The following is a 17,967-nucleotide window of genomic DNA, read 5'->3' as shown; positions in this document are numbered from 1 at the left end:
CGATCCTGCCCCGCGGCTCCGGGAGAGCTCGCGCCGCCGATGGCGGTCAGCGTGCCGGGGCCGCTCCGGGACCGAAGCCCGTGGGCGGGCGCGAGCCGAGATGGCCCCGCAGGGTCCGGCTCTCGTATTCGCTGCGGAAGAGGCCGCGCCGCCGCAGCTCGGGCAGCACCAGCTCGATGAAGTCGCCGAGGCCGCCGGGAAGGGTCGGCGGCATGATGTTGAAGCCGTCGGCGCCGCCGGCCTGGAAGCGCGCCTCCATCTCGTCGACGATCTGCGCCGCCGTCCCGACGATCTGCGAATGGCCGCGGGCGCCCGCGATGCGCAGGTAGAGCTGGCGCAGGGTCAGACCCTCGCGGCGGGCCAGATCGAACATGAGTTGCTGACGGGACTTGATGCCCTCGGTCTCGGGCAGCTCCGGCACGGGCCCCTCGGGATCGTAGCCCGACAGGTCGTGGCCGCCGATCATGCGGCCGAGCAGCGCCAGCCCGACAACCGGGTCGATCAGGTCCTGAAGCGCCTCGAACTTCGCCCGCGCCTCGGCCTCGCTGCGCCCGACGACCGGGAACAGGCCGGGCATGATCTTCAGATCATCCGGCGCACGACCGAACCCGGCCATGCGCCCCTTGAGATCGCCGTAGAACTCGACCGCCTCGTCCAGCGTCTGGTTGGCGGTGAAGACGATCTCGGCGGTCCGCGCCGCGAGGTCCTTGCCGGGCCCGGAGGCGCCGGCCTGCACCAGCACCGGCTGGCCCTGCGGCGTCCGCGAGATGTTGAGCGGACCGCGCACCTCGAAATGCTTGCCGTGATGATCGAGGGGCCGGAAGCCGTCCGGCTTCGAGAACTGGCCGCTGGCGCGGTCGATGATCACCGCGCCGTCTTCCCAGGTGTTCCAGAGGCCGAGGACCACGTCCACGAACTCCTCGGCGCGCTCGTACCGGTCGGCGTGGCGGGCGATCCGGTCGCCGCCGAAATTCGCCGCCTCCGCATCGGTGGCGGATGTGACGAGGTTCCAGCCGGCGCGTCCGCCACTGAGATGATCGAGCGACGCGAACCGCCGCGCCACGTTGTAGGGCTCGTTGAAGCTCGTCGACGTCGTGGCGACGAGGCCGATCCGGCTCGTCACGGCCGCGAGGGCCGAGAGAAGGGTCAGCGGCTCGAAATGGGTCGAGCGCGCCGTGCGCTCGCTCGAGCGAAGGTCCAGATCACGGATTCCGGTGCCGTCCTCCAGAAAGATCAGGTCGAACTTCGCGGCTTCAGCCCGGCGGGCCCAGCCGACATAGCGTTCCAGCACCAGCCCGCCGTCGGCCTCGCTGGAGGGATGACGCCAGCCGGCCACATGGTGACCCGTCGCGTAGAAGAACGCGCCGAGGCGCAGGGTGTCCTGTCTCATCGATCCGACCGGCTTGGAGGACGGCCCGCTCCGGGCCGCGTCACGGGACGGAGTGTAGCCGACCGAGCCCCGGCCGCGAACCGCCGGTTGCGGACGCGGTGAAAATCTCGAGCGCCTGCAACGACCGCGACCTCCAGCGGCGGCCTCGCGGACAAGGCCATGTGATTGAATTCTTCTCGCGGCGCGGCCGAATGCCGAAGATTATTGTCTTCAAACTCCAAAGTAGAGAACGCACTTTCGTTGACTCGGGCATGCTCCGACAGGATCTTGTATACACTGTCTGCACCAGGGACCCCGCGGCAACGATGAAGACGCAAAAGCCGTCCGGCCGTGGCCCCGGAGCGACTTTGCGCGAAGGCCGCACGCGCGCCCGCGATCGAGGCGGCGCGCCGCGTCACGGCGGATGCACGCGCCTGCCGCGATGTCCGGCATCGGCAAGCCGCGTCCCGCCGACCGCGCAGCACTGAGCGGCCTTTTCCCTCAACCAGACCAGCCAAAACCCCGCGCCGGGCGCAGCCTCCGCGTCCCGGGCGGGGCGCCAGAACCCCGCGCATCGCCAACCTTCCAAGCCCTAGGTTATGCCCATGTCCTTGCTCCGCCGATCCCTCCTGGCCGCCGGCCTTGCTCTGGCCGGTCTGGCAAGCCCGTTCGGGCAAGTGGCCAGGGCCGAGGAACCCAAGGAGATCCGGCTCGACTGGGCCACCTACAATCCGGTCGGCCTGCTCCTGAAGGAGAAGGGCTTCCTGGAGGAAGCGCTGGCCCCGCGCGGGATCAAGGTCCGGTGGGTCCAGTCGCTCGGCTCCAACAAGGCCCTCGAATTCCTCAATGCCGGGGCGATCGATTTCGGCTCGGCGGCAGGCGCGGCGGCTCTCGTTGCGCGGATCAACGGCAACCCGATCAAGGCGATCTACGCCTATTCGCGTCCCGAATGGACGGCGCTCGTCACCCGCAAGGAGACCGGCATCACCAAGCCGGCCGATCTCAAGGGCAAGCGCGTCGCGGTCACCCGCGGCACCGATCCGCACATCTTCCTGATCCGCGCGCTCCAGGGCGCCGGCCTGACCGAGCGCGATGCCAAGCTCGTCCTGCTGCAGCACCCCGACGGGCGCACCGCCCTCGACCGGGGCGACGTGGACGCCTGGGCGGGCCTCGACCCGATGATGGCGGCGGCCGAGATCGAGAACGGCGACGTCCTGTTCTACCGCGACGCCGCCGCGAATACCTGGGGCCTGCTCGACGTCCGAGAGGCCTTCGCCAAGGAGAATCCCGACCTCGTGCGGGTGGTGATCGCCGCCTACGAGCGGGCGCGGGCCTTCGCGCTGGCCAACCCGCAGGCGCTCTCCGCCGCCCTGATTACCGCCACCAAGCTGCCAGAGCCGGTGATCGCCCGCCAGCTCGAGCGCAACGATCTGTCCCAGCCGGCGATCGGGCCGGCCCAGGCCGAGTCGATCAAGGCCGCCGGCCTCGCGCTGCAGCAGGCCGGCGTGATCCCCGCCGGCACCGACGTGACGGCCGCGGTCGACGGCCTGCTCGACGCGAGCTTCAATCCCGTCGCCGGACGGTGAGGTTCGGCGTGCCGCTGCTGCAGCGGGGCGGTCGGGCCGGTCTCGGGCTGGTTCTGCCGCTCCTCCTCGCGATCGGCTGGGAGATCGCGGTCGATACGGGGCTCGCATCCGGGCGCCTGCTCCCGCCGCCGAGCCGGATCGGCGCGACGCTGTGGGACCTCGCGGCGTCGGGGGATCTCTGGATGCATGTCGAGGCGACCCTGGTCCGGGTCGGCCTCGGCTTCCTGTGCGGGGCCGCGGCCGGGATCCTGGCCGGCGCGCTGGTCGCCACGGTTCCGGTCCTGCGCTGGCTGGTCGATCCGAGCCTCCAGGCGCTGCGCGCCGTCCCATCGCTGGCCTGGGTGCCGCTGTTCATCCTGTGGTTCGGCATCCTCGAGACGCCGAAGGTGCTGCTGATCGCCGTGGGCGTGTTCTTCCCGGTCTATGTCGGCGTGTCCGGGGCGATCGCCTCGGTGGATCGGAAGCTCGTCGAGGTGGGGCGGATCTTCCGGCTGTCGCGCCTCGCCCTCGCGCGCCGCATCCTGCTGCCGGCCGTCCTGCCGGCCACGCTCATCGGCCTGCGCACCGGCCTCGGGCTCGGCTTCCTGTTCGTCGTCGCGGCGGAGCTGATGGGCGCCTCCGAGGGCCTGGGCTACCTGCTGGTCGACGGCCAGCAATTCAGCAAGCCGGATCAGATCGTGGCGGCGATCATCGCCTTCGCGGTGGTCGGCAAGGTCGCCGACATGGTCCTGATCACGCTGACACACCCCTTGACGCGCTGGCAGGATACCGTGCGGGAGAACCTGTGACGGCCGATCCGAGACCCACGCCATTCGCGCCGGCTCCGCGCACCGATCCCGACGGACCAAGGTTACCCGTGCTCATCGTCGACGACCTCTCGAAGACCTATGCCGACGGCACCGAGGCGCTGTCGGGCATCGGCCTGTCGGTCCGGCAGGGGGAGATCGTCGCGCTGATCGGCGGCTCGGGCTGCGGGAAGACGACGCTGCTCCGGCTGATCGCGGGCCTCGATCAGGCGAGCCGCGGGTCCGTGCAGGTCGACGGTGAGGCGATCCGCGCGCCCCATCCGAGCGTCGGCGTCGTCTTCCAGGAGCCGCGGCTCCTCCCCTGGCTCGACGTCGCGGGGAATGTCGGCTTCGGGCTCGCCGCCCTCCCCCGCGCCGAGCGCCGGAGCCGCGTCGCCCACGCCCTCGAACGCGTCGGCCTCGCCGAGTACGGCCATCGCTGGCCGCGCGAGCTCTCCGGGGGCCAGCAGCAGCGCGTCGCGATCGCCCGGGCCTTCGTGGCCCAGCCCCGGGTGCTGCTCCTCGACGAGCCGTTCTCGGCGCTCGACGCCTTCACCCGGAAGGGGCTGCACGAGCAGCTTCTCGACCTCTGGACCGAGTCGAAGCCGACGATCCTGATCGTCACGCACGATGTCGGCGAGGCCGTCACGCTCGCCGACCGGGTCGTGGTGATGCGCCCGCGGCCGGGCCGGCTCGGACGAGACCGTGGCGATCGGGCTCAGCCGCCCGCGCGATCCCGTGGCGCCCACCTACGAGGAGGCGGTGCGCCGGGTGCTGGCCGCCCTCGACCGCTCCCTGCGACCGGCCCAGACCGGCCCCCGCCCCACCCCCGAGACCCGCGCCAGCTGGTGGTGAGCCACCGCCGCTCGGCGACCCGATCCATGGATGCTTCGATGCCCGTCACGCGCCGTACCCTGCTCGCCGGCTTCTCGGCCGCCGCCCTCGCCGGGCTGAACCGCCCGGCCCGGGCCGCCGCCACGCTGCGCATCGGCTATCAGCGCTCCTCGACCCTGATCGCGCTGCTGCGCCAGGACGGCGCCCTGGAGCGCGCCCTGGCGCCCCTCGGCACCGGCCTGTCCTGGCACGAATTCACCAGCGGATTGCCGATTATGGAGGCGCTGAACGCCGGGCAGATCGACGTCTCGGCCGATGTCGCCGACACCGTCCCGATCTTCGCCCAGGCCGCTGCCGCCCGGATCACCTACATCGCCCAGGAGGCGCCCTCCCCCGAGGCCCAGGCGATCCTGGTGCCCGCCGATTCACCGGCGAAAACGGTGGCCGACCTCAAGGGCCGGCGGGTCGCCGTGACCAAGGGGGCGGGCAGCCACTACCTGCTCCTCGCGGCGCTCGCGGAAGCCAAGCTCACCTTCAAGGACATCACGCCGGCCTATCTGACGCCGGCCGACGGGCGCGCCGCGCTCGCCAGCGGCGGCGTCGAGGCCTGGGTCGCCTGGGATCCCTTCCTGTCCGCGGCCCGGCAGCAATCGGGCGCCCGGGTGTTGCGCGACGGGGCCGGATTGTCGCTCTACAAGCGCTACTACCTCGCGGCCGATCCCTACGTGGCCGCCAACGGCCCGGTGCTCGCCGCCCTGTTCGACCGGCTCGCCGAGACCGGCGCCTGGGTCAAGGCGAACCCGGCCGAGGCCGCCTCCCGTCTGGCGCCCCTCTGGAAGATCGAGCCCGAGGTGATCGTGCGCGCCAACGCCCAGCGGAGCTACCGGGTCGAGCCGGTCACCCGCGCCGGCCTCTCGGAACAGCAGAAGATCGCCGACGCGTTCCGCGCCGAGGGATTGCTGCCCCGTGCCGTCGATGCCAGCGCTCTGGCCATCTGGACGCCGCCGGCGCGCTGATCCGCATCGCGCCGCGCCCAGCGCGACGGATTTTGTGCGCCGCACATGCGTGTGAATTCGAACGGGATCCGTCGCCTCATTTCGAGGGTTGGCCAAACACATCATCATCGTAGAATGGCCAATAATGACACAAGTTAAGCACGCATCGAATAACAACGGTGAGGCAGACGCTCTTATACTCGCGATCTGCCGCAGTATTCCCGCAGCCCGCCGCGTGGCGGAAACGAGCGGCCTCCGCGTCCGGACCGAGGCGCTGCTCCGCAAGGCCTCCTGACCCGCGTTCCGGCCGGGCTCGACCTTCCGGTCGAGCCTGGCCAATCGTGTCTCATTCGGACCGGACCCAATCCTCATGCTGCACATGCATTTTGGCGCAGGCCGCCTCGGCCTGGGCCTCGTCGTGCCCGCGTTCCAGGCACCGACCACCGCGAGCGTCATCCTGAATCGTGCCGTCCCGGCCGCCAACGCCACCGGGTCCACCGCGCTCGGCGCCGAGCGGCGCAACGCCCTGCTGCGGGATCACCCGGAGAGCGCCTACCATCTGCAGATCCTCGACGGCACCGAGGCCCGGACCGAGCGGATCCGCTATGCCGGGTTCCACACCTACGCGGGTGGCGACGTAGCCGCGTGCACCCGCGCGATCGCCGAAGCGTCGGAGGGGTCGCGCCGGGGCGTCATGGTCACGGCCTCGGTTCTCAAGCGCGAGAATTACGGGCCGGTCGTCGAGGCGCTGACCACCCTCGCGGCGATGCGCGAGGCCGGCGCGCCGGTCGGCCCCATCTTCCTGGTCGCCTGCGAGAACATGGTCTCCGCCCAGGAGGTCCTCGGCGATCCCGACCTGGTCGGGCCCGATCCCGCAATTCTGCGCCGCCACGTGACGCCGGTCGCCGCTCTGGTCGACCGGATGTGCGTCGACCTGGAGGAGGACGCGTCGGGCACCGCTCCGACGGTCTGCGTGCGCACCGAGCCCTACGCGTCGCTGAAGCTCGCCCTCGGCCCCGATACCGAGATCCTGCAGGACCTCTGTGCGGGGAGCCTGATCACGTTCGGCCGCCATCTCGACGTCGAGAAGCAGATCAAGGGCTGGCTGCTCAACGGCAGCCACTGGCTGATCGCGCTCCGCGCCTTCCAGGCGAGCGGTGGCGACCGCGCGATGAAGCTCAACGAATTTATCGCGGCCTCGCCCGACGAGCGGCGCCACGCCATCGCGGTGATGGACGAGATGCGCGAGGGGGTCGCCCTGCTGCTCCGGCAGGATCCGGCCTACGCGGATTTCGTGCGCGACGTCGATGTCGACGCCTACCTGGCCGGGGCCGCCACGGCGATCCTGCAGCGGTTCCTCTCCACCGAGGACCCGATCACCCGCATCCTCGCCCGGTTCCAGGCGCCGCCGCCCGGAGACCCGACGCCGATCGAGGCGTTCAGCACCCGCTTCGCCGACCGCATCAACGCACCGCTGAGCGCCTACGAGACGGCCAAGGGCGTGCTGCCGCCGGCCGCCAGCCGCGGCCTCCTCAGCCTCCTCCACCTCGTGCAATCCGGAACCTTCATCGATGCCCGTGCCCAGTAATCCGTCGTCGGGACCGACGCTCATCTTCGACTGCGACGGCGTCCTGATCGACAGCGAGATCCTCGTCTGCCGTCTCGTCAGCGAGGAGCTCACGGCGCTGGGCTACCCGATCAGCGTCGCGGACGTGATCGCCCGGTTCGCCGGCCGGCCGGAGGCCGAGATGCTGGCCGAGATCGAGGCGGACCGGGGCGCGCCGCTGCCGGACAGCTTTCTCACGCGCACCCGGGCCAGGACCGCCACCAGCTACGAGACCGAGTTGCGGGCGGTGTCCGGCGTGGCCGAGATGCTGGAGCGCCTTCAGGTGCCGGCCTGCGTCGCGTCGAGCAGCGCGCCGGGTAAGCTGCGTCAGGGACTGGAGACGACCGGCCTCCTCAGGCATTTCGGTGGCAACGTCATCAGCGCCGCCGCGGTGGCCCGCGGCAAGCCGGCCCCGGACGTCTTTCTCTACGCAGTCGGATGGATGCGCAGCACGGTCCAGAGCTGCATCGTCGCCGAGGACAGCGTCCCGGGCGTCACGGCGGCCCGCGCCGCCGGCATCCGCACCTTCGGCTTCACCGGCGGCGGCCATTGCCCACCGGATCTGGAGGCGCGGCTCCGGGCGGCGGGGGCGGAACAGGTCTTCAGCGACATGCGCGCGCTGGAGCGGCTCGTGCCGGCGGCCTTCGCGGAGCCGCTGGCGGCATGACGCGGGTCAGTGGGACGGGACGGGATCGAGCGTGCCTAGGGCAGGCCGGATGGCCGCCCGGGTGCGCAGATAGGATGTCGTGAAGCCGAGGAGGCCCAGGCAATCGCAGGTCAGGCCATACACCGACCCCATCAGGATGTTGTGGCTCGCCCAGCTGAGCGCCGCGCCGATCAGGAGCAGCCGCATGGTCTGCGGCGCGGCCTGAAGGCGCGCGGTGGTGGCCACCAGCGCGGCGAGGCCGGCGAAGACCGACGGCAGGCCGTTCCACGTCGCCAGGGTCAGGATTGCGGCGAGCACGAAGGTCCCGGCAAACACCGCATCGAGCCAGGCGGGGCGTCCGCGCACGGTGACGAAGCGCGCCGCGAGCAGGCTCTGGGCGACTGCGATCAGGTTCATCGCCGTGCCGGTGGACGAGCCAAGGCGGAAGAAGTGCACGCTGAAGCACAGGCCGCAGGCGGCCGAGCTCAGCAGGATCAGCCGACGTTGCGGCATCAGCCCGGTGGCGAAGCCGAAGGCGAGGCCGAGGAGGCCGAACAGATCGAGATGGCCGGCGGCGGCGCGCGCAAAGGCCAGCCAGGCTTCGGGACTGAGCATGGTTCGAGGTCTTGGAGACGGGGTTGGCGGGACCTCCCTCTGGTCGGCTGTCGCGGTGGCGCGATTAAGGAGTTTCGGCGGCTTATTGCGGCGCAGCAGAGGCATCGCGAAGGCCGCGGCCGAAGCCGTCGGGTCCGTGGTGAGACCGGGGATCGTGGGCAGAACAGGAGCGCGGCATGACTCCCTTCATGTGGCTGGCGGCCGCGACGGCCGCGATCGGCGGGTTTCTCTACGGTTACGACACCGGCATCATCGCGGGCGCCCTCCTCTCCATCACCGAGGAGTTCGCGCTGCCCCACGCCATGCAGGAGGTCGTGGCCGCCGCGATCCTGTTCGGCGCGACCCTCGGCGGCCTCGGCACCGGCGCCGTCTCGGACCGGTTCGGGCGGCGGCACACGATCATCGCGATCGCCGCGCTGTTCACCGCCGGCGCCGTGGCGGCGAGCCTCGCCCCCAACGCCACGCTCCTCGCGCTGTCGCGGGTGGTGCTCGGGATCGCGGTCGGCGCCTCCTCGCAGTCGATCCCCGCCTACGTGGCCGAACTCGCCCCGGCGGAGCACCGGGGACGTCTCGTCGTGGCGTTCAGCGTCGCGATCGGCCTCGGCATCCTGTCCGCCAGCCTCGTCGGCTACGGCCTCCACGACACGCTGTCGTGGCGGCTGATGATCGCCGCGGGCGCGGCCCCGGCCGTCGTGCTGTTTTCCGCCATGTTCGCTCTGCCGGAGAGCCCGCGCTGGCTCGTGGCGCAGGGACGGCGCGACGCGGCGCGCGCGGCGCTCGCCCGGGTCCGGCCCGCGAACGCGGATCTCGACGGCGAGCTCGACGGCATCACCCAGGCGATCGCGCAGAGCGACCGGTCCACCCCGGGCTGGCGCGGCCTCGCGGAGCACTGGGTGCGCCCCGCCGTGATCGCCGGCTGCGGCACCGCGGCCTTCACCCAGCTCGTCGGCATCGAGATGATGATCTACTACGCGCCGACCCTGCTGAAGGGCGTCGGCTTCGGCGAGGGCAGCGCGCTGCTGACCAATGTCGGCATCGCCGCCATCTATCTCGTCATGACCGCGACCGGTCTCGCCATCGTCGACCGCGTCGGGCGGCGGCGGCTCTCGCTGGTGACCCTGCCGGGCGCGGCCCTGTCGCTCGCCGCCCTGGGCGCCCTGTTCGTGCTGGGCCGGACGGGCCCGGACGACGCGCCGTTCGTGGTCGGATGCCTGTTCCTGTTCATGGTCTTTCAGGCGGGCGGCCTGCAGGTGATCGGCTGGCTGACGGGTTCCGAGGTCTACCCGCTCCGGGTGCGGGCGGCAGGCACGAGCGCCCAGGCGGCGACCGTCTGGGGCTCGAACCTGCTCCTGACCGGCACGGCCCTGTCGCTGATCCACCATCTCGGCGCAGGCGGCGCGATGTGGGTCTATGCGGGGCTCAACGCGCTCGCGTTCCTGTTCGTCTGGCGCTACCTGCCCGAGCTGAAGGGCCGCAGCCTGGAGGAGGTCGAGGACGCCCTGCGCCGGGACCACTTCACGCCGGAGCATTTCGCCGCCGCGCAGCCCCGTTATCGGGAGGCCCGGGCCACCGCCTGACGGGATCGGGCGCCGGGCTCAGGCGCCGAGGGCCGGTGACAGCTCCCGATCCTCCGGCTCGACCTGCCGGAACCGCGCGAAGCGCAGGGCCATCAAAGGCAGGATCAGCAGGTTCAGCACCGTCGAGGTGACGAGGCCGCCGAGGATCACCAGCGCCATCGGCCCCTCGATCTCGCGCCCGGGCTCCCCGGCGCCCAGCGCCAGCGGCAGCAGGCCGAGGCCGGTGACCAGCGAGGTCATCAGGATCGGCACCATCCGGTCGGCCGCGCCCTCGGCGGCGGTGGCGGCGTTCCAGGGACGGCGGTCGCGCGTCACCATCTGCTCGTAATGGGCGATCATCATCACGCTGTTGCGCAGCGAGATCCCCGACAGGGTCACGAAACCCACGACCGAGCCCAGCGACAGCACACCGCCCGTGAGCGCCGCCGCCGCCACGCCGCCCACGAAGGCGAAGGGTAGGTTGATCAGCACCAGCAGCAGGTTCGCCGCCGAGCCCGTGACGATAGCGAGCAGTACCACGATGCCGAAGCCGGCGAGCGCCGCATGGAGCAGCAGGTCGCGGCGGGCGGCCGCCTGGGCTTCGGCAGCCCCCGAGAAGGTGACGTAGACGCCTTCGGGCAGCCGCACCTCCTTGGCGATCTTGCGCTTGGCCGCCGCCACGAAGCTCGCGATATCGCGCCCGACGACGTTGGCGGTCACCGCCTGGACCCGCTGCGCGCCCAGGTGCTGCACTTGGTACCGGCCGGCGCTTTCGTAGACGTCGGCCACCTGCGACAGGCGGACGTAGCGGCCGCCGGGCGCGCGCAGCGGCAGGTCGCCCACCGCGCTGAGGCGCCCCGCGCCGGGGCGTCGAGGATCACCAGCACGTTGAATACGGCGTTGCCGCGGTAGGTCTGGCCGACGACATCGCCCTGATAGGCGGTGCGGACCGCCTCCAGGACCTCGACCGGGTCGAGCCCCCAATGGCGCAGGTCCACCGGGCGCAGGGCGACGGTGACCTGCGGCAGCCCGGCGGGCGAGGCCTGCTGGACGTCGCGGGCACCCTTCACCTCCGACAGCTCCCGGGCCACCGAGCGGGCGGCGGCCTCGATCCGGTCGAGGTCGCTGCCGACCACGTTGATCACGACCGGTGCGGTGAAGCCCGAGACCGTCTCCTCGATCCGCTCGGTCAGGAAGGTCTTGAGCGAGAAGGCCGCACCGGGAAATCCCGCGATCAGCGCCCGGATCGCGGTCTCGACGGAGCGCTGGGCAGAGCCGTCGAGGCCGGGCTGCAGGTCGATGTGAATCTCGCTGTAATGCGGCCCAGCCGTGTCCTCGCCCGCCTCGGCCCGGCCGATCTGCGACGCCACCGCCCGCACGCCCGGGATCTGCTTCAGGTCCGCGGTGATGAGGGTGCCGAGCCGCTGCGATTCCTGCAGCGAGGTCCCGGGAATGGCCACCATGTGCAGGATCATGTGCCCCTCCCGGAGATCGGGGAGGAACACCGCCCCGAGGGTCGGGAGGATGGCGGCACCGACGAGCGTCACCAGAAGGCTGCCGAGCATCGCGAGCCGCGGCACCCGGCCGACCAGGGCGAGCAGCCGGAGATAGGCCGCGCGGCTCCAGCGCACGACCGGCGGCTCCCGGAACGGCACGGCGTCGCCACCCTTCAGCCGGCCGGCCAGCAGCAGCAGCGCCAGCGCGGGGGTGACGGTGAGCGCCACGAGGAGCGAGGCGACGACCGCCGCGATGTAGGCGAGCGCCAGAGGGCCGAACAGGCGTCCGGCGACCCCGTTGAGCGCCAGCACCGGCATGAACATCAGGAGCACCGCCAGGGTGGCGTAGGCCACCGAGGTGCGCACCTCCAGCATCGCGGAGAACACCACGCGCGCCGCCCCGCGGCCGGTGCCGCGGGCCGCTCGCAGCCGGCGGGCGACGTTCTCGACGCCGATCACCGCGTCGTCCACCACTTCGCCGATGGCCAGCGCCAGCCCGCCCAGCGTCATGGTGTTGAGGCTCTCGCCCCAGGCCTGGAGGGCCAGGGCGGCGGCGATGAGCGAGAGCGGGATCGCCGCCGCGCTGATCAGGGCGGCCCGCCAATCCGCCAGGAAGACGAGGAGCACGAGCACCACCAGCACCCCGCCGAGCGCCAGGGCCTGGAGGACGTTGCCGGTGGCGACGTCCACGAAGTTCGCCGGCCGGAACAGGTCGGGGCGCAGGCTCACGCCCTCGCGGTCGAGAACCGGGCGCAGCTCGTCCAGCGCCGCCTCCAGGCGGGCGGTCACCGCGCGGGTGTCGACCCCGATCTGTGCGCCGACCATCAGCAGCACACCGGGCGTCCCGTCCACGAGGGCGCCGCTGATCGCGGGCTCGGGCGCGGCCGTGACGGTCGCGACGTCCGACAGGACCACGCTCGCCCCGCCGTCATTGTGGAGGACGGTCCGTCCCAACGCCTCGGGCGTCAGCGACTGCCCCTCGGTCCGCAGCAGCACCCGCTGGTTCGGCGTGTCGACGAAACCCGCGCCCCGGACACCGGTCGCCTTGCGGGCCGCCGCCAGGACATCGTTGAGGCCGATCTGGTAGCGGATCAGGTCGTCCGGACGGATCTGGACCTGGAGCGATCGGACCGAACCGCCGTAGATCGACACCTGGGCGATGCCCGGGACAGCCTGCAGGCGGCGGCGCACGGTCCATTCCGCGACATGGCGCAGGTCCATGGCATCGCGCGTCTTCGAGGTCAGCCCGACGAGGAGCACCGTGAGCGTCGAGGAGGTCAGCGGGGTCATGGCGGGCGCCGCGACCCCGTCCGGCATGCGGCCGGCAAGGGCCGCCAGACGCTCGTTGACGCGCTGGCGCACCCGGTCGACATCGCTGCCGGATCGGAACGCGGCGGTGATCACCGAGAGGCCCTGGATCGACGTCGAGCGCAGGGTCTCCAGGCCGGGCAGGCCGCCGACCGCGACCTCGACCGGCTGGGTCACCAGCACCTCGACCTGCTCCGAATCGAGGCCGGGCGCCTCGGTCTGGATCGTCACGATCGGCGGCGCGAATTCCGGGAAGACGTCGTAGCGGGCGCCGGCAAGGGCGTAGAGGCCGAAGACGATCACCGCGCAGGCCAGCGCCAGCACCACCCGCGGCAGCCGGACCGCGAAGCCGACGAGGAACGCCTGGGGGCCGCCGCGACCGGCAGCGGCGGGCGGCTCAGTCATCGTCGTCGCCCACGACCCGGATGCGGCTCTTCATCTCTTCGGAGAGCAGGGCACGGCCGCCCTTCAGGACGATCTCGCTCGCCTCGGGCAGATCCTCCACCACGAAGGCGTCGGCCGACATGGGCGCGTCCGGACGGATCGGATGCCGCACATAGGCCCCCTCGCCGGTGCCTCGATACACCCAGGTGCCCCCCTCCCCGTGCACGACGGCATCCTCCGGGACGAGGACGCCGCGCACCGGGCGCGCGGCCGGCAGGAAGGCCATCGTGCTCGTTCCGGGCAGGAGCCCGCTCTCGCCCGAGACGAGGTAGAAGAAGCTCTGGCCCTGGATGCGCGGGTCCGTGCGGGTCGCGGGCGAGACCAGCCGCAGGGGCACCCGCTCGCTCTGCGGGGGCACCTCGGCGGACGCTTGCTTCGGCGGCTCCGGGAGGCTCTCGCCCGGCGGCAGCGTCACCTGAACCAGGAAATCCGCGCGCTCGATCAGGCGCGTGACCAGGGGCGAGCGCTCGATGATCGCCTTGCCGAGCACCGAGCCCCATTCCTGCCGGGCGGTGGCCGCGAGGGTGCGCACCTGCGATTCGGCCGCGGTCACGGCGGCCCGGTCGGTCAGAAGCGTGCCCTCGGCGGTCTCGATCTGCGCCACCGCCACGACCCCGGCCCCGAGGCTGCGCGCGCGTCGCGCGGCGCTGGCGGACACCTCGACCCGCGCCTGGGCGGTCTGAAGCGCCGCGACCGCCCCCGCGTAGTTGTTGGCGAGCTCGGTGATGCGGGCGAGGTCGAGGACGCTGCCATACGCGGTCAGCTCCTGCTCGTGGCTCACGGAGGGCCGCGTCTCGGTGACGAGGCCGATCCGCTCGCGCTCGGCGGTGGAGAGCCGCACGACGGTGCGCCCGTCCTCGATCGCGGTACGCGGCGCGGGAAGCCGCGCCTCGGCAACGGCGTCTCCACGCAGGCCGGGGACAAGCGGTTCAAGATGCTGCCGCAGGTCCGACAGGATCGGAGCCGCGCGTGCGCGGAGCAGCGCACCGGGCTCCGTGAAAGCGACGCACGCGGCCGCGAGCAGCATGCCTCCGGCGAGCAGAAGCGTCCGCCGCTCACCCACGTCACGTCCCTCCCCTGTGCCATTGCCGAATTTACCCGGCTCAGATGCCGAATACACCCGGATGCGCTGGGCTCAAACCGCGCCGCGTCGCGGCGGGGCAAGGATCCAGAGGAATGTCGCGGGTCTCTGCCCGCCTGCGCGATGTGGTCGGGACCTGTTTGTAGCGCCTTCGGGTGATCGCGCCAGCGCTATCGCGCCGCGCGCACAGCGTCGCGGACCCTCGTTGACGATGCCGCGACAGCAAAAGGCCCGCCTCGTGCTTGCGAGGCGGGCCTTCACCGGTTTTCGAGCGTCTTGGCTCGGCTTTAGCAGTCGTTGCCCGAGACCGGGGCCGTCTGACGGTCGGCGGCGGCGTTGTTCATCGCGCCGACAGTGCCGGGCGACGCCGGCTGCTGGCCGCCCGCAAGGTTGGCGGCAGCCGGATCAGTCGAGTTCGACTTGGCACCCGGGCTTGTCTTGGAACTGTCAGCCGTCTGCGTGGCACCGGCGTTGTTCATGGCGCCAACGGTTCCGGGCGAGGCGGGCTGCTGACCACCGGCGAGGTTCTTGCTCGACTTGTCGACGTCCGAGCTGCTGGGGTTGGATGACTGCTGGTCCGGCGTCTTCGACTTCGTCGTCCCGGTGTTGCAGGGCGCGGCGAGGGCGGGACCGGCCGCGAGGGCGAAAAGCGCAACCGCGCTGGCCAGGCGTGAGACCTTCATCAAAACGTTCCTCCAGAGTTTTTCCGTGGACGTAATTGCCAGATCGACCCGGGAGTTCCGTCAATAGTATCGGTATTTCGATGATGGACGGTCGAAAGCTCATGTCGTCGAGGCGCCGATCGGTGGGTGCGCTTTGCGAAACCGAAACTGTGCGACGCGGAGCGGTGCGTAGGCTTGCGGCATCACGCCGACGGGCCGCGATACACGACCGGGGTCATGCCGACCTCTGGCAGCACGTTACGGGCCGATCCGACGTCGGAGCTGGACGTCGGCCAGAGAATGACCAGGCATCGGCCTTGCAGGCGGTGGAGGCCAGCGCGCGACTTCTGCTAGAGCACATTGGCGGGTGGGGTCGGATCGCGCTCCGATGTCGGAGCGAGAACGGTGAGGGAGCAAGTCCGGTGACGCGCGTGGACCTGAACTCCGACCTCGGCGAGGGCTTCGGCGCCTATGCCTGCGGCGACGACGCGGCGATCCTCGGGATCGTCACCTCGGCCAACGTCGCCTGCGGGCTGCATGCGGGCGACCCCGAGATCATGGCCCGGACCTTCGCGCTGGCGAGGGAGCGCGGCGTCGCGGTGGGCGCCCATCCGGGCTTCCCGGACCTCTGGGGCTTCGGTCGGCGGCGGATGCCGTTCAGCCCGCCCGAGATCGAGCGGCTGGTCGCCTATCAGGTCGGCGCCGCGCAGGCGCTCGCGGCCTATGCCGGTCACCGCATCACCTACGTGAAGGCGCACGGGGCGCTCGCCAACATCGCCGCCGAGGAGCGGCCGGTGGCCGACGCCATCGCCCGCGCGGTCCGGGCGGTGGACCGCGACCTCGCGTTGCTGGCCATCGCGCTGACCGCCCAGGTGCCGGCGGGCGAGGCCTGCGGGCTGGAGGTCCATCAGGAGATCTTCGCCGACCGCGGCTACACGGAGGCCGGCCTGCTGATCCCGCGCGGCCACCCCGGCGCGCTGATCACGGAGGCCGACGCGGCCGCCGACCGGGTCGTGCGCATGGTCGAGGCCGGCGCGATCATCACGGCGGCGGGCACGCCTCTGCCGACACCGATCCGCTCGATCTGCGTCCACGGCGATTCCGACCATGCCGTCGCCACCGCCCGGGCGGTGCGCGCCCGGCTGGAGGGCGCAGGGGTGACGCTGGCGCCGTTCCGGCCGTGAGCGCGGTCTCGGACGAACCCCGGCTCCTCGATGCCGGCGAGGCGGCCCTGGTGGTCGAGTTCGGCACCACCGTCGATCCCGCGATCAGCGACCGCGTGCTCGCGCTCGACGACGCCCTCGGCGCGGATCCGCCGGTGGGGCTGCGGGAGCGCGTGCCGACCTACCGCTCGCTGATGCTGCACTACGACCCTTTGGTGCTCGACCGCGACACCCTCGCCGCCCGGGTGCGGACGCTCGCGGCGGGCGCTGCCGCGCGGGCGGCGACCCCGACCCTGTGGACGCTGCCCTGCTGCTACGACGCCCCGCACGGCGAGGACATCGCCCAGGTGGCCGAACGCACCGGCCTGTCGGCGGAGGCGGTCGTCTCGACCCATGCGGGCGCGACCTATCGGGTCTACATGTACGGGTTCGCGCCGGGCTTCGCGTATCTCGGCGGCCTGCCGAAGACCCTGGCGGTGCCGCGGCGGGCGAGCCCGCGGCCGCCGCATCCGGCGAACGCCGTGGTGATCGGCGGCGGTCTCGCCGCGGTGGCGACGGTGCCGATGCCGACCGGATGGTACGTGATCGGCGCCACGCCGGCCCGCCTCTACGCGCCGGAGCGCGATCCGAGCTTCTTCGTCGGCGCCGGCGACCTGATCCGCTTCGAGGCGGTGGATGCCGCGGCCTTCGAGGCCCTGACCGCCCGCGAGGCGGCGGGCGAGCCGGTGGCGCGGCGCGGGGAGGCCCGCTGATGGCCGCTCTCGTCGCCGAGGCCGCCGGGCCCGGGATCACGCTGCAGGATGGCGGCCGGCACGGCTACCTGCGCTACGGGATCACGGCGGCGGGGCCGATGGATCCGCTGATCTACGCCACCGCCAACCGGGCGGCGGGCAATCCCCTGGACGCCGCCGCGATCGAGATCTCGACCGGTGGCCTGGCCGTCACCGCCGCGGACGGCGCCCTTGGGCTCGCGCTGATCGTCCCGGGCTTCCGGGTCACGCTGGACGGCGCGGCGCTCCCCGACGCCGTCGCGCTGACCCTCGAACCCGGACAGAGGCTCGTCGTCCGGGCGGGCGACGCGGGCGCCTGGGGCTATCTGGCGGTGAGCGGTCGCCTCGACGTGGCGCCGGTCCTCGGCTCGGTGGCGACCCACACACGCTCGGGCCTCGGCGGTCTCGACGGCCGCGCGCTGGCCGCCGGCGACCGGCTGCCGATCCGCGAAGCCGTGCCCGGCGACGGTGCGCCCCAGCGGCTCGTCGCGCCCTGGCTCGACCGGGATCCGCGGGAGATCCGAGTCGTGCTCGGGCCGCAGGACGACTACTTCGCCCCCGACCAGATCGAGGCCTTCCTGGCCGGCCCCTGGACGGTCTCGCCGCGGGGCGACCGCATGGCCTGCTTCCTGGACGGCACGCCCCTGCGACACGCCAAGGGTCACGACATCGTCTCCGACGGGGTGGCCATGGGGGCGATCCAGGTGCCCGGCAACGGCCTGCCGATCATCCTGATGGCCGACCGCCAGTCGACGGGCGGCTATCCGAAGATCGCCACCGTCATCGGCCCCGATCTCGGGCGGCTTGCGCAGATCCGCGGCGGGGCGCGGCTGTCGTTCCGGCGCGTCTCGGTGGCCGAGGCGGTGGCGGCCCGGCGGGCCGAGCGCGACGTCCTCGCCGAACCGGTGCGCCGGGAGCCGGTGGTGCGGACGGATTTCGCGTCCGACTTCCTGCTGGGGCTGAACCTCGTCGGCGGCGTCACCGACGGACGCCCCTGAACGCGAAAGAGCCGCACACCGCGTGCTCCACCGCGATCAGGAGCGTAAGAGAC

At 72.1% G+C, this 17,967-nt stretch carries 13 protein-coding genes and 2 pseudogenes; 10 read left to right on the top strand and 5 right to left on the bottom strand.

Going from position 1 to position 17,967, the window contains the following annotated elements:
* Window positions 1–46: 46 nt before the first annotated feature.
* Window positions 47–1,390 (bottom strand): LLM class flavin-dependent oxidoreductase, encoded by a 1,344-nt coding sequence (locus M6G65_RS31810; RefSeq protein ID WP_250103336.1) that lies wholly within the window; start codon window positions 1,388–1,390, stop codon window positions 47–49.
* Between the two features lie 584 nt (window positions 1,391–1,974).
* Between M6G65_RS31810 and M6G65_RS31805 the strand changes: the two genes are divergently transcribed.
* The 6 genes and pseudogenes from M6G65_RS31805 (at window position 1,975) to M6G65_RS31780 (ending at window position 7,842) form a co-directional block, all read left to right on the top strand.
* Entirely contained in the window at window positions 1,975–2,955 is a 981-nt protein-coding gene (locus M6G65_RS31805; RefSeq protein WP_238194226.1) for an aliphatic sulfonate ABC transporter substrate-binding protein, read from the top strand.
* Between the two features lie 8 nt (window positions 2,956–2,963).
* Window positions 2,964–3,743, top strand: a complete 780-nt coding sequence (locus tag M6G65_RS31800) for an ABC transporter permease (protein ID WP_238194225.1) — start codon at window positions 2,964–2,966, stop codon at window positions 3,741–3,743.
* 68 nt (window positions 3,744–3,811) lie between these two features.
* Window positions 3,812–4,595 (top strand): annotated as a pseudogene (locus M6G65_RS31795) (ABC transporter ATP-binding protein).
* 38 nt (window positions 4,596–4,633) lie between these two features.
* Window positions 4,634–5,590 (top strand): aliphatic sulfonate ABC transporter substrate-binding protein, encoded by a 957-nt coding sequence (locus M6G65_RS31790; RefSeq protein WP_238194223.1) that lies wholly within the window; start codon window positions 4,634–4,636, stop codon window positions 5,588–5,590.
* Between the two features lie 349 nt (window positions 5,591–5,939).
* Window positions 5,940–7,157, top strand: coding sequence for a hypothetical protein (locus tag M6G65_RS31785; protein ID WP_250103335.1), 1,218 nt, complete (start codon window positions 5,940–5,942; stop codon window positions 7,155–7,157).
* Window positions 7,141–7,842: an HAD family hydrolase gene (locus M6G65_RS31780; protein WP_250103334.1), complete on the top strand. Its 702-nt coding sequence runs from the start codon at window positions 7,141–7,143 to the stop codon at window positions 7,840–7,842. Before M6G65_RS31785 ends, M6G65_RS31780 begins: the two co-directional genes overlap by 17 nt.
* A gap of 6 nt (window positions 7,843–7,848) precedes the next feature.
* Here the strand turns inward: M6G65_RS31780 and M6G65_RS31775 are convergent, their stop codons facing one another.
* Window positions 7,849–8,436, bottom strand: a complete 588-nt coding sequence (locus M6G65_RS31775; RefSeq protein ID WP_238194220.1) for a YgjV family protein — start codon at window positions 8,434–8,436, stop codon at window positions 7,849–7,851.
* Window positions 8,437–8,612: 176 nt separating this feature from the next.
* On the opposite strand from M6G65_RS31775, the gene M6G65_RS31770 reads away from it, so the two are divergent.
* Window positions 8,613–10,013, top strand: a complete 1,401-nt coding sequence (locus M6G65_RS31770) for a sugar porter family MFS transporter (protein ID WP_238194219.1) — start codon at window positions 8,613–8,615, stop codon at window positions 10,011–10,013.
* Window positions 10,014–10,031: 18 nt separating this feature from the next.
* Here M6G65_RS31770 and M6G65_RS31765 read toward each other — a convergent pair.
* From M6G65_RS31765 to M6G65_RS31755, 3 genes and pseudogenes are all read right to left on the bottom strand, one after another.
* Window positions 10,032–13,201, bottom strand: a pseudogene (locus tag M6G65_RS31765) (efflux RND transporter permease subunit).
* On the bottom strand, window positions 13,194–14,267 hold the full coding sequence (locus tag M6G65_RS31760; protein WP_430929584.1) for an efflux RND transporter periplasmic adaptor subunit: 1,074 nt from the start codon (window positions 14,265–14,267) through the stop codon (window positions 13,194–13,196). Before M6G65_RS31760 ends, M6G65_RS31765 begins: the two are co-directional and overlap by 8 nt.
* Window positions 14,268–14,608: 341 nt before the next feature.
* Window positions 14,609–15,004, bottom strand: coding sequence for an exopolysaccharide production protein YjbE (locus M6G65_RS31755; protein ID WP_238194216.1), 396 nt, complete (start codon window positions 15,002–15,004; stop codon window positions 14,609–14,611).
* 401 nt (window positions 15,005–15,405) lie between these two features.
* Here M6G65_RS31755 and M6G65_RS31750 point away from each other — a divergent pair, with 401 nt between their 5' ends.
* Genes M6G65_RS31750 through M6G65_RS31740 form a run of 3 tightly spaced genes read left to right on the top strand, consistent with a single transcriptional unit; the run spans window position 15,406 to window position 17,914 of the window.
* On the top strand, window positions 15,406–16,167 hold the full coding sequence (locus M6G65_RS31750) for a LamB/YcsF family protein (protein ID WP_238194215.1): 762 nt from the start codon (window positions 15,406–15,408) through the stop codon (window positions 16,165–16,167).
* Window positions 16,164–16,898 (top strand): 5-oxoprolinase subunit B family protein, encoded by a 735-nt coding sequence (locus M6G65_RS31745; protein ID WP_238194214.1) that lies wholly within the window; start codon window positions 16,164–16,166, stop codon window positions 16,896–16,898. Before M6G65_RS31750 ends, M6G65_RS31745 begins: the two co-directional genes overlap by 4 nt.
* Window positions 16,898–17,914, top strand: a complete 1,017-nt coding sequence (locus tag M6G65_RS31740) for a 5-oxoprolinase subunit C family protein (protein WP_250103332.1) — start codon at window positions 16,898–16,900, stop codon at window positions 17,912–17,914. Before M6G65_RS31745 ends, M6G65_RS31740 begins: the two co-directional genes overlap by 1 nt.
* Window positions 17,915–17,967: the final 53 nt, after the last annotated feature.

It is taken from the genome of Methylobacterium tardum, from assembly GCF_023546765.1.
Lineage (GTDB): Bacteria > Pseudomonadota > Alphaproteobacteria > Rhizobiales > Beijerinckiaceae > Methylobacterium > Methylobacterium tardum.
The sequence above is the reverse complement of the archived record's forward strand: the minus strand, read 5'-3'. Positions and strand labels throughout refer to the sequence as shown.